The following is a 13,659-nucleotide window of genomic DNA, read 5'->3' as shown; positions in this document are numbered from 1 at the left end:
TGAGTCCGGCTGAACGGGAAAAGGAGTCAGTTGGCAGAACAAAAAATATTCAGCATGTAACTTTTTTATGCGGCAGGAGGATACCAAGAAGCGGCTATTGAATGAAAGCGGATCCCCGTAGTAAAAGGGCTTAAGTATTAAAAAAACCTTAATTAAAACCAAATGCGATCGTTAATTTTACAAAATTAACGGTATTTAAACTGATTTTGTTCTCATAAAATAAAAAATTGTGAAGCCTCTCATTTATTCATTTTGACTAAAGTTGATTTGCTTGTGGTGTCATTGAGTTGATTATAGCCCCTATAAACATGTTAGCTTTACCCGTAAAAAGACTAAGCTTAACTTCTATGGCGGGGCTAATGTTGCCGATAGTTGTCTTGATGGGTTAGCTTGTTTGTCGCAAGATTGGGCTCGCCAAGTTTGGCTGTGTGATTAAGTGCATTTGAGATCGGCATCCCAAATAAAAACATCACGTTAAATGAGTGATTGTGTCAGTCATTTACGCTATTTACATTAGATAAACCGATTATTAAACTGTGAACTTATCTCGCCCCTGATATGTGCTTGAGATTGAGCCTGTGAGTAGGGCATGATGCTTCTCAATTCTCGAAGTGCGTCAGCATGAAGGACTACACATAAAGTCATTTATCCCATACCTTAAGGTAAACATTTTCATCGCCTTAGCTTACGTTATTGTAGGTAAAATTGGTTTGATGATTGCTTTGCCGCCTGGATATTCTGCTGCAATTTGGCCTGCCGCAGGTATTGCTATTGCCGCTTGTGTTTTATGGAAAGAATATGCGCCTTGGATTGGCGTGTTCATTGGTTCTTTGTTGATTAATCTCAACATCAGCGGACATATCCATTGGGGGTGGTTGCCCTTTGCGATTTCAATTGGCTCATCTATACAGGCAGTGCTTTCTGCCTATGTTCTTGGGCGGGTCGATCATTTATTCACCCTAGATAATCCTAACGCCGTCATTAAATCCTGCTTGAGTTTAGCTTTAACTTGTACTGTAGCGACTGTTTTTGGCAATTTCTCCTTAGTGATTAACGGTACGATTCCACAGTCCGATTTACTGGGTAGTTTAATAAATTGGTGGACTGGGGATTTGCTCGGTGCCGTGATATTTATCCCTCTGACTATGTTGCTATTTGATAAGCGAGTTATTTGGCGTTCTCGCCGCATTCAGACGGGTGTGCCTCTGCTGGTGGGCTTTTTATTTTGCGTGGGGATTTATTACTACTCAGATATGAATCAGCGCCAACAGTTACAGGATAAGTTTCTGGTTCAATCTAATGCGATTATTAGCAATATTGAAAGTTTTCAAGATGCGAACCTCCAACAAATTGTTGCCTTAGCAAGCTTGTTCGACAATAGCGAGCAGGTTTCTGAGGATGAGTTTGTACAGTTTGGCAAACGCAATATGTTGATGAAGGATGGCTTTAGAGCTTGGTCTTGGTCACCGCTTGTGGCGGCAGCCGATCAGCAAAGTTTTGAGGCATCCATTCGTTCTGTGGTTGGTGGTTCCTACAAAGTGACCCGTCCCGAAGGCTGGCAGGCGAATACTGATGGTTGGCTAGTCCCTGTGATGTATATTCAGCCGCAGATAGGTAACGAAGCGGCCTTGGGATTAGATCTCAATAGTGAGCCGACGCGAGCCGCAGCCATCGCAAAAGTGCGTGCGACGTTAGCACCCGTGATGACAGCCAAGATTCAATTAGCACAAGATCCCAATGGCCCTGGTGGCACCTTACTCATTGCTCCTGCTTTTGACAGATTGGGTAAGATCTCAGGGTTTTGTTCTGCCGTAATTGATTTGCAAGGCATTATTGATGATGTTGATAGTGTAAAAGGGTTGCAGTGGCAACTGACAGATATGAGTGCGGGCGGTACCTTACTTTATAGCAATACTCGAAAATCGTTTCCCGAATTTAGCAGTAAGCTCTTCAGCGATAAAACTGGGCAGTATTTTCAGGCAAACCTGATGTTAGCGGATCGTCATTGGCACATAGTGATTTATCAATCCTATGCGGTGCTGATGGGCGATACTTTTAGCTTATCGCTACTGATGCTTCTGCTCGCCTTTATTACCTGTGCCGTTGTGGGTGGTATGACATTGGTTTCCTCCGGTGAGCGTCAACGTATTGCCGCGAAAGTGACGGAAAAAACCATGGCCTTGTCAAAGGAAATTGCCCGTCGTCAGGCTTTTCAGGCCACTTTAGTCGAAAGCGAGCAAAGATATCGTAATTTGTTTGATAAGGCACCTGTAGGGCATGTGCTTAAACGTTTAGACGATGGTCAATTTGTGGCGATTAACCCTGCCTTTCAAGCGATTACGGGTTATTCACTCGATGAGCTTAATCAACTTGATCCTTGGGATCTTACCCCAAAGCGTTATCAATTAAGTGAAACTGAGCAATTAGAGCGCTTAAAGCAGACGCGCCGTTACGGTCCCTATCAGAAGCATTATTTACATAAAAATGGCCAATTAGTGGCGGTGCGCCTCAACGGGGCTTTAGTTACTGGTGCTAATGGTGAACAGCTCATTTTGTTTATTGTCGAAGATATTACCGAGCAGGAGCGTACCGTTGCGCGGGTAAATCTCTTGGCGCAAGTATTTCAGCAGAGTGGTGAAGGCATCACGATTATGGATGCCAACGATATCATTGTGGATGTGAATAGCGCATTTTCTCAGATCACGGGTTATTCCCGAGAGGACATTATTGGTAAAAACTGCCGTTTTATAGAGGCTGAACGAACGGATAAAAGTATCGATTCTCAAGTCCGTGCTGCCCTCGAGCAAACGGGTTTCTGGCAAGGTGAAGTCTGGGATAGGCATAAACAAGGCTACGATTTCCCGAAATGGTTGATGATGTCTGTGGTGCGGGATGATTCTGGTGCCGTGAGCCACTATATTGGCAGCTTTACCGATATCAGTGAGCGTAAAGTCAGTGAGGAACGCATTCATTTCCTTGCCCATCATGACTCTTTGACCTTATTGCCTAATCGACTGAGCTTGCAGTCGCGCCTCGAAGTGGTGTTTAAGGATGCTCTGGTATCCCACAGCCAAATAGCGGTAATGTTTATCGACATGGACCACTTTAAAAATATCAACGATACCTTGGGCCATCATGTGGGCGATCAACTGCTGCTAGAGGTGGCCCGACGTTTGAAATACATCGTTGGTGATAATGATACTGTGGCGCGTTTGGGGGGCGATGAGTTTGTGGTTGCCTTGTCCGATACAAACCATGATGAAGTGGCCAGTTTGGCCGAGGCGCTGCGTAGTGGTTTGAGTCAAACCTATGTGATTAATAATCAAGCATTACATTCATCGCCAAGTATAGGGATCAGTTTATTCCCCAATGATGGTGACAGTGTTGAAGCCTTGATGAAAAATGCTGATATGGCCATGTACCGCGCAAAAGCGGCTGGACGCAATAACTATCAATTCTTTACTGCGGCAATGAACACTTTGATCACTGAGCGCCAGCATATTGAAACTGGCCTAAGGCAAGTGTTAGCAAACGACGAATTACGACTTCATTATCAGCCACAAATTGATATTAGAAGCGGGCAAGTGGTCAGTGTCGAAGCGCTTGTGCGCTGGCAGCATCCCGAATTTGGCATGATAGCGCCTGACCGTTTTATTCCCATTGCCGAAGAGATCGACATGATCATCCCAATTGGCCAATGGGTGTTAGAAACGGCGATGGCGCAACTTGCTGTCTGGCGCGCAGCGGGTGCCACTGAGTTGCGAATGGCGGTGAATCTGTCAGCGCATCAACTCCGTAAGGATACGATAGTCGCCGATATTACCAATGTGCTGGTGAAGCATAAGTTGGGCAAAGGTGCACTGGAGCTGGAGATTACCGAGAGTGTGGCGATGCAATATCCTGAACAGAATGCGCGCCTATTAGCGGAATTGCGCCAACATGGTATCGAGCTCGCCATCGATGATTTTGGTACAGGATATTCCTCTTTATCCTATTTGAAACTCTTGCCCTTAGACAGGTTAAAGCTCGACCGATCCTTTGTGAAGGATATTGAGACCGACCCGAACGATGCAGCCATTAGCGCTGCAACTATTTCTATGTCCCATGAATTGGGGTTAACTGTGGTCGCTGAAGGGGTTGAAAACGAGGCGCAATTGGTATTATTGTCGAGCATGGGGTGCGACTTAGTGCAAGGGTTTTACTTTAGTAAACCCTTAGCGGCAGAAGAGTGTTTCCGCTTTATCCAGCGTAATTTATAACGGCAGAGTGTTGTTGTTTTTCTAATGCTGGCGCAGAGTTGGACTATACTTGAGTTCGCATTATGCATGCGTTAATCAAAATACTAAGGATGGTTTTATGCAAGTCATCTTCACTAAAGGTACTCAGCGTTATGGCCAGTTGCGCTGTGTGCGCATGGACGGTAGTGCGACCCAAACCCAAATGCCAGAACAAGGTATAGCACCTCACGATATGATCCACTATGTGGTTGAAAAACGCCTGCATATTCAAGGCGCTTTTTTCTCGCAGATCAGAGCTGGCGCCGATATCAGCTTTACCTTAGAGCATAATGAAACCTCCCGCGCCATCGCTGATAAAACGGAGGTGTGGCAAACCGAATCCATAGTTGAGACCCTGCAGTCGCTACTGTGGTCGGGTGAAACGCCAACCTATGACGGCTTTATTTATCTGTTAGAGCAAGCCTGTAGCAGTCGAGACTTAGCCGTTCCTACTGTTAACCAAACAGATTTTGATCATATTCTCAATGAGATTATGGATTTGAGTGTTGAGTGGCAGGGAATGGGAGAAGGTCAGTCCTTGACCTTGAAGTTCTAATCTATTGATTAGGGCGGTGAGTGGCTAAATACCTTCCCCTAAAAAGACTTTGGTATAGCGCGGCTGGATCCAAGCGCTATCACCTTTGTTTATGCCAAGCTGTTTAAATTGCACTTTAGATAATTCAACATGGATCAGTTGGTTATCTAGCTCAGTTAGGACTTCTAATCTCACTGCTGGGCCAACTATGGTCACTAAGTCTAAACTGACTTTAAGGGCATTTTCAGTTGGTTGTGTCAGTACCTCGATTTCGTGTGGGCGCACATAGGCTAAGCCTTGTTGCTCTTCGCTAATTGTGTGTTCAGGTGAGGGAATGTGGATATTGCCTATAGTGCTATGCCCTTGTTTTACCCGGGCATGAAATAGGTTCACATTGCCGAGAAACTCGTACACAAAAGGATTGCTTGGATTATCATAGACTTCTTCTGGCGTACCTTGCTGCTCGATACGACCTTGATTCATCACCACGATTTTGTCTGCGACTTCGAGTGCTTCTTCCTGATCATGGGTTACAAATACGGTAGTGACATTAATCTCATCGTGTAAGCGTCTTAACCAGCGGCGTAATTCTGCGCGGACTTTTGCATCGAGCGCGCCAAAGGGTTCGTCTAACAGTAGAACCTTAGGTTCGACCGCAAGCGCGCGGGCGAGTGCGATGCGTTGCCTTTGACCGCCTGAAAGTTGTGATGGATAGCGATTAGCAGTCCAATCTAATTGGACGAGTTTGAGTAATGAATGCACCTTATCGGCAATTTCTGCCTTAGTCGGACGTGTCTTTCGTGGTCTGACTGTGAGTCCATAGGCGACATTTTCGAATACAGTCATATGTTTAAACAGGGCGTAATGTTGGAATACAAAACCGACACCGCGTTCACTCACATGCTGTGTGGTGATGTCTTCGCCATTAAATCTGACTATGCCACTGTCGGCCTGTTCGAGTCCGGCAATAATCCTGAGTAAAGTTGTTTTGCCTGAGCCGGATGGACCTAAAAGGGCCGTCAACTCTCCGGTTTTGATCTCTAAATTGACCGAGTCCACGGCAACAAAATCACTAAAACGCTTATTAACTTGTTGAATGTGTATGCTCATAATGCTCTGTTCCTAAGGACTTTGCGTTTAGTTAATTTGATGTTTGCGCTCATCTTTCCACTCCACAAGGCCTTTCAGCACGATAGTGACCAGTGCTAAACCTGTGAGTAGGGATGACACGGCAAACGCGGCCGTAAACATGTATTCGTTATAAAGCACTTCTATGTGTAGCGGCATAGTATTGGTCTCACCTCGAATGCGCCCTGAGACTACTGCTACTGCCCCAAACTCGCCCATAGCGCGGGCATTACACAGGATCACGCCGTAGAGTAAGCCCCACTTAATATTCGGTAAAGTGACGTACCAAAAGGTCTTTAAACCACTGGCGCCTAAGGTGAGTGAGGCCTCTTCTTCATCTTTGCCCTGTTGCTGCATCAGTGGGATGAGTTCACGGGCAATAAAGGGTAAAGTGCCAAACATGATGACAATGACTATGCCCGGAACGGCAAAAATCACTTTTAAATCATGGGCAGCAAGCCAAGGCCCAAACCAGCCTTGGGCACCAAAGAGGATCACAAAAATCAGCCCGACCACGACGGGTGAAATGGCGAAGGGCATATCGATTATCGAGATCAGTATGGTTTTGCCTCTAAACTCAAATTTAGCAATAGCCCAAGCGATGGCGACACCAAAAATAGCATTGGTGGGTACAACAATAATTAACACTAATAAGGTGAGGCGAATGGAAGCGAGCGCATCGGGATCGGTCACGGCTTGCCACCAGATCTTGAGACCCGCTTCAAAGGCGCCGTAGAGCACAACCGCTAATGGCAAAACCAGAAACAGTGCGAGAAAGCTTAATGCGATCCCGATTAAACTCCACTTTATCCAAGGTGCCTCAGTGGTAGCTTGATAATTTACAGTCGATATTTGGCCCATAGACTTAACCTCTTTTACTCGCCCACCACTGTAGGCTATTAATTAATAACAATAAGAGGAAAGCTGCTGCGAGCATGACCACTCCGATAGCCGCAGCGCCGTTATAGTCATATTGCTCAGCTTTGGACACTATCAGTAGCGGAGTAATTTCGGTGCGATAGGGCAAATTGCCCGAGATAAAAATGACGGAACCATATTCGCCTACTGCACGTGCAAAGGCTAAGGCGTAACCCGTTAATAATGCAGGTAATACCGCAGGTAGGATCACTCTTCTTATGGTGGTTAATCGATTAGCACCGAGGGATGCAGATGCTTCTTCAAGTTCCTTTGAAAAATCAGCCAAAACCGGTTGTACTGTTCGTACGACAAAGGGCAATCCAATGTAAGTTAAGGCGATCACAACACCAATTTGACTGTAGGCGACTTTAATACCCCATAAGTGTAAATATTGACCTACCCACCCGGTAGTCGAATAAAGCGTTACGAGCGCGATACCTGCGACAGCCGTCGGTAAGGCAAAAGGCAGATCGACTAAAGCATCGACGACTTTTTTACCAAAAAATTGATAACGTACTAACACCCAAGCGACGAGAGTCCCAAAAATGGCATTAATGCTGGCGCCAATAAAAGACGCCGTAAATGACAGCTTGTATGAGGCTACAACCTGAGGATGACTAATTGCGACCCAAAAGTCAGCCCAACTCATTTGCAGCGTAAACAGAACTAATCCGGCTACAGGAATAAGAAATAGCAAACTTAAATATAAAACTGAGAAGCCTAAGGTAATACCAAATCCAGGTAGCACAGATTTTATGACAACCTTGCTCATATCATTATTCCGTCGCGAGATAAGTGAAACTCATGGGCGGTTTCGTATGAGTGAAACCGCGTAAAAGATTACTTGCTAATCTTGGTTAAAATAGAATCGAATTGACCACCATCATTAAAATGAGTTTTTTGTGCTTTGTTCCAGCCACCAAAAACCTCATCAATGGTAAAGAGCGTCAGTTGTGGAAACTTGTCTTTGTATTGCAACGCAACGTCTGGGTTTGTCGGGCGATAAAAGTGTTTTGCTGCTAGGTGTTGTGCTTCATCAGTATAGAGATGTGCTAAGTAAGCTTCTGCTAACTTACGTGTCCCTTTGCGATCGACATTTTTATCTACCACTGTCACTGGTGGCTCGGCAAGAATACTGACACTTGGAACAATAATTTCAAATTCACCTTTTCCTAACTGCTCAACAGATAATATGGCTTCATTTTCCCAAGCGATGAACACATCGCCAATGTTACGCTGTACAAAGGTATTGGTTGCGCCACGGGCGCCTGAGTCCAGCACAGGTACGTTTTTATAAATCTGAGTGACAAACTCTAACGCTTTTTCTTCTGAGCCGTATTGCTTCAGTGCATAACCCCAAGCAGCGAGATAGTTCCAGCGTGCCCCGCCTGAAGTCTTAGGATTTGGGGTAATGACTTCTACACCTTCACGAACTAAGTCATTCCAGTCATGGATATTTTTGGGATTTCCCTTGCGAACCAATAGCACTATGGTCGAGGTATAGGGCGAGCTATTGTGTGGCAGGCGACTTTGCCAATTTTCAGGAATTAAATCCGCTTTTTGTCTTAATGCATCAACGTCATAGGCCAGTGCTAGGGTGACAACATCCGCTTCTAATCCATCGATAACTGAGCGAGCTTGCGAGCCTGAACCACCGTGAGATTGACGTATGGTTGGGGCTTTATGGCCTTGTTTTTGCCAATATTGGCTGAAGAGTTGGTTATATTCCCGATAGAATTCACGGGTTGGATCATAGGAAACATTCAATAGCGTATCTTCAGCGAGTGCGAGAAAACTAGCAGAGGCCAAAACTAAGGTGAGTGTTGCTTTTTGTAGGTGAGATAAAATATTCATACCGAAATCCTCATATTATTTAATAAGGCTTCCGGTTGACCGGTCAGCGATGTGGTCTAGCTGTGTTGATTGGGTGGTAAATTTCGTTTTTATTTTGACGGCGTAACTTGGTCTAAACGAATTTTTTCTTTCTTTTCTAATTGCACTAATTTCCCATGGTGAAAGGTTAATTCCACTGTCCCAAACTCAATTCTACCCAGTAGTTTTTCTAAACTATTGACGAGCACGGGGATCACGGTTTGTAGATCTTCTTTGGTTGCCATATAAGTCCTCATGTAATTGGTTTTTGACAACGTAATTGGAATTATAATCAAATATTGATAACTAAAAAGTTACATTTTGCGATTTGATATTCTTTTATGTAATAATTGTGTCTTTTGTGTGTTTGAGTTTGCGAGATCGTTAGGCTAGATCTGAGTTGCACTTTCTATTTGATAGATAAGATTACCAATAAGCACATCAATGAGGGGCCACTGTCCATGTCCGGAATCGACATTAATGTGGCCACTTAACCCTAAGTTGATTGTTGGGAATCCAAATTTTTTTGCCAGTTTTGCAGCTTGATTAAAGGGCATCCAAGGATCGTTTTCACTGGCAATGACAAGCCCTGTGACACCTAAGGGATGTTTTGGCAACAAGTGTTTGATCGTTTGAGTGCCATCGTGTTCAGGCAGAATGTGTCCATTCTCAGAAAATCGTGCTGGTGATGCTGGCGCGACTAAAATAGCTGCTGCTACCCGCTGTGGATGATGAGCGATGGCAAGGCTTGTCGCTAAACAGCCAAAACTGTGGGCGAGGATGAGGATTTCACCTTCGATTTGATCGATTGCGCGGCAAATGGCATTGGCCCAGATATGAATCTTAGGCTCTAATAGTGGTAAGTCATTGACCCATATAGCTGATTCATATTTTTGTGCAATCCAACTTTGCCAATGTAAAGGGCCACTACCACCAAACCCTGGCACAATTAATAAGGTTGCCATATTTCATCCTCCAAGATGTGAGTTTATAAGAGAGCCAAATGACGACCGGATGAAGCCAGTTTGACTCGCACTCTGACTATATCTACAAATTTGGTTATTAAAATTATTATTTGTAGTTCATTTTGGAATATGAGATATATTTAGGATATTAATTCTGGAGGAAGTTGCCTTTGTGAGGTGATGTTACAGATAAATAATCCATAAAAATGCCCAGTAAGAGGGTGAGTCTTCTGGGCACTCGTTTTCAGTTTATATCTTGTTATTCCCTATGGCGACGTTCTTGGCTTTGAGTTGATCGACCTTGGTTATGTTCTACCGAGCGAGCGGTTTGCGCATTTTGGCGTGGCTCACTTTGTCTCACTCTCACTTCTTCGCGTTGTCTAGGCGCCGCTTGTCTTGGTTGTTCAATCCGTTGTGGCTCTGTACGTCTTGTTTCAGGTCGTGGCGTTTCAACTCTTGGGGTCATAGTTCTTGGTTTTTCTTGCCTTTGTGACTGTGCCCTTTGTTGATCGACATTACGCGGCTGTGACTCCCGAGTTTGGTATTGCCTTTGCTGAGGCTCCTTTGATGACATTGGCTTTGACTGCACGGGTCTTGATTGCATGTCATTACGCTCCTTGTGGGTTGGTGTTTGTACCATAGGGGCGGAGCGACGCTCCTTTAACTCGGCTTGTGTTTTCTGATAACTCGGCGTGCGGTTATCACGTTCACGGCTGACGTTGTGATAGTCTTTATTATCACGACTTTTATTGCCCTGATTACTCATATTACCCAGATTACTATGGGTATCTTGGCGTTCTTTAGACTTCGAATATTGGCTATTGAAGTGCTGTTTACTGCCGCTTGAGTGTGAATCTCTGCCGCGATATTTATCATCACGGTAATAGCGTTGTTTCACCACTGGATTGTGATAACTCACGCCGCGTCTATGTTCGGGTTTATGTTTCCAAGGTTGTGCTCCATGGCTAACACTGTACCTTTCCCGTGGGCGATATCGGTGTGAATGGCGATAGTCGATCACCACCACTTTATGGTTGTGCCAGTGGAACGAACTGAAGAAGTAGTTAAAGGAAATATGGATGCCCGGTGACCAGTAGAAATGGTTATGACTCGGACGATAGGGATAGCCAGCATAGCCGCCAAATTCCCAATATACAGGTGGATAAGCCACACCCCAACGCCATGTGCCGTAAACCACGCGTGGATCGTAATAGGGGACGTAGACGATTTCTCGCTTCGCGGGTTCTATGATGATCTGATTGTTGGCGCGTGTAATTGCCATGTTATCCATGTCCGCTAAGCTATTCGCTTTATCAGCCTGTTGTCTTAGGGACTGAATGCTGTTCATCACTTGGCCTTCATCTTCTAAGAAGGCTTCACCGAGTCTTTGAGTCCATTCGAGATCTTCACTCATTTTTTGTAGCAGCGTCGGGAAGGCCAGCAAGGCTTTGACGCTCGGGTCCCAGTCCTGATCTTCGGCTTGCGACATAATTTGGTCGATCGATGATTTGGGGCGCTGGGTTAACCAACGCTGTGCCTGCACTATTTCGAGTGGATAAGTTGAAGCGATAAGTATGTGGGTCAGTAAGCTATCGGGATACAGGGCAATAGGCGCCAGCATTTGTTCGAGTTCGGCTTGGCTTGCCGCTGTGCTCGATCCTTGGCTCACAGATACGCCCGCAGCTTGGGCTGTGGTAGTGAAAGGCAAGGCCACTAATGCCGCCGTTAACACTAGCCAATTCCATCGATGTAGTCTGTTCATGGTTTGCTCCAATAATCCTGTTCGAGGATGTTATGGGCATATTAGGCGTGTGAATATGAACATAAGCTGAAAGTGTTTTGCGGTTAAATATTTATCTATATCCAAGTTTTAAGAGAAGTAATAAATCTATCAAATTGAAAATAAAGACTTAAACTGAGTGTGCAAAGCTGATGCTAAATTTGGCACCACCTAAGGTTTCTGAACGAGAGACAGAAATTCTGCCGTTATAGCTGTCGACTAAATCGCGCACGATAGCAAGCCCAATACCATTACCTTGAAGGTAGGAGTCTGCGCGAATACCACGTTCAAAGATTTGATTTTGCAGGGCTTCACTGATCCCTGGGCCATCATCTTCGATACAGATTAGCAGTTGATAGGCATCGCCTGTGACCGTTAATGTCACCGTAGACTTCGCGGCTTTACAGGCGTTGTCGAGTAAATTGCCTAGAATTTCAGTCAGATCTGCTTCATCCCCCTTGAATACTGCGTGTTCTACCATCTCGCCGCTGAGATTGATTTGTGGCTCTCGATAAATTTTAGCTAATGTGCGTAATAACTTAGCGGCGACTTCATCGACACGAATACCTAAATGCCACGAGGCCGCCGCTGCGGTTTGGGCGCGTTTTAGCTGGTGGCCAATGATCCGGCTGATCACTGATACTTGCTCACTGGAGGATTCGCTTAAGTCGGCCTGACTCTTGATCACCGCCAGTGGTGTTTTGAGGCTATGGGCTAGGTCGGCCAAGGCATTACGATAGCGTTTTCGTTGGGTTTGTTCGGTATTGAGCAAAATATTAAGCTGCCGAGCAACCGCTTGTAATTCAGTGGGGTACTGGCTACTTAGCTGCATCGACTTACCTTGCTCGACGGAATGTAACTCTTGGGTAAAGCGTGCTAAAGGTCGCAACGTCCACAGTAACCAACTCAATTGAAACACTAACATGACTAACATTAAGATCAGCAGCCAAGTCCAAAGCTGTTGATTAAACTGATCAATTTGCTGCTGAAATTCTCGCTCGTCTTTAATGATGTGGATTGTCACTGGCACGTTTTGATTTTGGCTGGCAAAACTGACACTAAAGCTATAAATCAAATGGAGTTGATCGGCGAGCTCGATTTGCTCAAATGCGCTTTGACCTGTGGCCGGGATGGTAAAATGTGGCGGTGGCGTAATCCCCATAAAAGATTGCGAGTGCCACACTATATCTTGTTTGCCGCTGGCGTCTTCAGTGGTTGCAATGGCATACAGCCCTGATTGAATGAGGTTAAAACGATTCTCTAACACTAACTCTGGGATGGAGATTTGTTTGTTTTCGACTTCAGTCACCGCGAGAATCGAATAGACATAGGCACTGAGTTCATTCTTGGTTGCGCTTTTAACTTGTTCGGTAAAGGCATCGTTTAAGGCAACGCCGATCAAAGGTAATAACACTAAGATAAATAATAGCGCGCTGGCAACTAAGCGTGCTTTTAGGGAGTTCAACACTTGCCACGCCATGGCGCGTTTACTCATCGGCTGCTTGCCCGGACGTTAACGCTTTTAGGCGATAACCTTGGCCGCGCAGAGTTTCAATTAAGTTGTATTGATTATCTGGGTCGAGTTTTTTGCGTAACCGGCGGATAAAGACTTCGATGACGTTAGAATCTAAATCAAAATCCTGATCGTAAATATGCTCTGTGAGTACAGTTTTTGATTTGACTTCGCCTTGATGCAACATAAAAAATTCGAATAACTTGTATTCAGAACCACTGAGATTAACCAGTTCTTCGCCTTTACGTACTTCTAGACTGCTGGTGTTAAGGCTAAAGGGGCCGTTGTAGATCAGGGGGCTGGCCTTACCGGCAGAGCGACGGATCAGGGCTTTTAGTCGTGCGATGAGTTCTTGGGGATGGAAAGGTTTCGTCAGATAGTCGTCGGCACCGGCATCGAGTCCTTCAACCTTATCTTGCCAACTGTCCCTTGCGGTTAAAATCAGGATAGGAAAGTCGCGTTTTTGTTCACGCACGCTACGGATCAAGGCGATACCATCGAGTTTAGGTAAACCTACATCGATAATTGCTGCATCATAGTTGTATTCGAGCGCTTGAAATAAGCCTTCTTCACCATCACTCGCCACATCGATACTGTAATGGGCATCGAGGAGATGTTGCTTTAAGTTAGTCTGTAGTTCTATATCATCTTCAACTAGTAACAATCGCATC

Annotated in this window: 11 protein-coding genes; 2 read left to right on the top strand and 9 right to left on the bottom strand. The window is 45.1% G+C overall.

Annotated features, from left to right (window positions below; translation table 11 throughout):
- Nucleotides 1-611 precede the first annotated feature (611 nt).
- Entirely contained in the window at nucleotides 612-4,259 is a 3,648-nt protein-coding gene (locus KO531_RS13340) for an EAL domain-containing protein (RefSeq protein ID WP_219251404.1), read from the top strand.
- A 97-nt stretch (nucleotides 4,260-4,356) separates the two neighbouring features.
- The gene (locus KO531_RS13335; protein WP_113940220.1) at nucleotides 4,357-4,833 is read left to right on the top strand and encodes a cytoplasmic protein; all 477 of its coding nucleotides are present in this window, start codon (nucleotides 4,357-4,359) and stop codon (nucleotides 4,831-4,833) included.
- Nucleotides 4,834-4,857: 24 nt separating this feature from the next.
- On the opposite strand, the gene KO531_RS13330 is transcribed toward KO531_RS13335, so the two are convergent.
- From KO531_RS13330 to KO531_RS13290, 9 genes are all read right to left on the bottom strand, one after another.
- Nucleotides 4,858-5,922 carry a sulfate ABC transporter ATP-binding protein gene (locus KO531_RS13330; protein ID WP_113940221.1) on the bottom strand — a complete coding sequence of 355 codons (1,065 nt, stop codon included), beginning with the start codon at nucleotides 5,920-5,922 and terminating at the stop codon, nucleotides 4,858-4,860.
- Between the two features lie 27 nt (nucleotides 5,923-5,949).
- Nucleotides 5,950-6,801, bottom strand: coding sequence for a sulfate ABC transporter permease subunit CysW (cysW, locus tag KO531_RS13325; RefSeq protein ID WP_219251403.1), 852 nt, complete (start codon nucleotides 6,799-6,801; stop codon nucleotides 5,950-5,952).
- Nucleotides 6,802-6,805: 4 nt separating this feature from the next.
- Entirely contained in the window at nucleotides 6,806-7,630 is an 825-nt protein-coding gene (cysT, locus tag KO531_RS13320) for a sulfate ABC transporter permease subunit CysT (protein WP_011790693.1), read from the bottom strand.
- 68 nt (nucleotides 7,631-7,698) lie between these two features.
- Entirely contained in the window at nucleotides 7,699-8,712 is a 1,014-nt protein-coding gene (locus KO531_RS13315) for a sulfate ABC transporter substrate-binding protein (RefSeq protein ID WP_198572435.1), read from the bottom strand.
- 89 nt (nucleotides 8,713-8,801) lie between these two features.
- Nucleotides 8,802-8,975 carry a YezD family protein gene (locus tag KO531_RS13310; protein WP_105250676.1) on the bottom strand — a complete coding sequence of 58 codons (174 nt, stop codon included), beginning with the start codon at nucleotides 8,973-8,975 and terminating at the stop codon, nucleotides 8,802-8,804.
- A 144-nt stretch (nucleotides 8,976-9,119) separates the two neighbouring features.
- The gene (locus KO531_RS13305; protein WP_198572434.1) at nucleotides 9,120-9,695 is read right to left on the bottom strand and encodes an alpha/beta hydrolase; all 576 of its coding nucleotides are present in this window, start codon (nucleotides 9,693-9,695) and stop codon (nucleotides 9,120-9,122) included.
- A 259-nt stretch (nucleotides 9,696-9,954) separates the two neighbouring features.
- A complete protein-coding gene (locus KO531_RS13300; RefSeq protein WP_219251402.1) occupies nucleotides 9,955-11,457 on the bottom strand; it encodes a DUF3300 domain-containing protein in 1,503 nt (500 codons plus the stop codon).
- 148 nt (nucleotides 11,458-11,605) lie between these two features.
- On the bottom strand, nucleotides 11,606-12,970 hold the full coding sequence (locus KO531_RS13295) for an ATP-binding protein (RefSeq protein WP_105250673.1): 1,365 nt from the start codon (nucleotides 12,968-12,970) through the stop codon (nucleotides 11,606-11,608).
- Nucleotides 12,963-13,658, bottom strand: a complete 696-nt coding sequence (locus KO531_RS13290) for a response regulator transcription factor (protein ID WP_105250672.1) — start codon at nucleotides 13,656-13,658, stop codon at nucleotides 12,963-12,965. Before KO531_RS13290 ends, KO531_RS13295 begins: the two co-directional genes overlap by 8 nt.
- Nucleotide 13,659: the final 1 nt, after the last annotated feature.

It is taken from the genome of Shewanella sp. NKUCC06_TVS (genome assembly GCF_019345515.1).
Classification (GTDB): domain Bacteria; phylum Pseudomonadota; class Gammaproteobacteria; order Enterobacterales; family Shewanellaceae; genus Shewanella; species Shewanella oncorhynchi.
This window is presented reverse-complemented; position numbering and strand designations above follow the sequence as displayed.

Excerpts from the sequence above, each read along its gene's own strand:
- KO531_RS13335 (WP_113940220.1), top strand. The coding sequence starts at position 4,357 with ATGCAAGTCATCTTCACTAAAGGTACTCAGCGTTATGGCCAGTTGCGC.
- KO531_RS13330 (WP_113940221.1), bottom strand. The coding sequence starts at position 5,922 with ATGAGCATACACATTCAACAAGTTAATAAGCGTTTTAGTGATTTTGTT.
- cysW (WP_219251403.1), bottom strand. The coding sequence starts at position 6,801 with ATGGGCCAAATATCGACTGTAAATTATCAAGCTACCACTGAGGCACCT.
- cysT (WP_011790693.1), bottom strand. The coding sequence starts at position 7,630 with ATGAGCAAGGTTGTCATAAAATCTGTGCTACCTGGATTTGGTATTACC.
- KO531_RS13315 (WP_198572435.1), bottom strand. The coding sequence starts at position 8,712 with ATGAATATTTTATCTCACCTACAAAAAGCAACACTCACCTTAGTTTTG.
- KO531_RS13310 (WP_105250676.1), bottom strand. The coding sequence starts at position 8,975 with ATGGCAACCAAAGAAGATCTACAAACCGTGATCCCCGTGCTCGTCAAT.
- KO531_RS13305 (WP_198572434.1), bottom strand. The coding sequence starts at position 9,695 with ATGGCAACCTTATTAATTGTGCCAGGGTTTGGTGGTAGTGGCCCTTTA.
- KO531_RS13300 (WP_219251402.1), bottom strand. The coding sequence starts at position 11,457 with ATGAACAGACTACATCGATGGAATTGGCTAGTGTTAACGGCGGCATTA.
- KO531_RS13295 (WP_105250673.1), bottom strand. The coding sequence starts at position 12,970 with ATGAGTAAACGCGCCATGGCGTGGCAAGTGTTGAACTCCCTAAAAGCA.
- KO531_RS13290 (WP_105250672.1), bottom strand. The coding sequence starts at position 13,658 with ATGCGATTGTTACTAGTTGAAGATGATATAGAACTACAGACTAACTTA.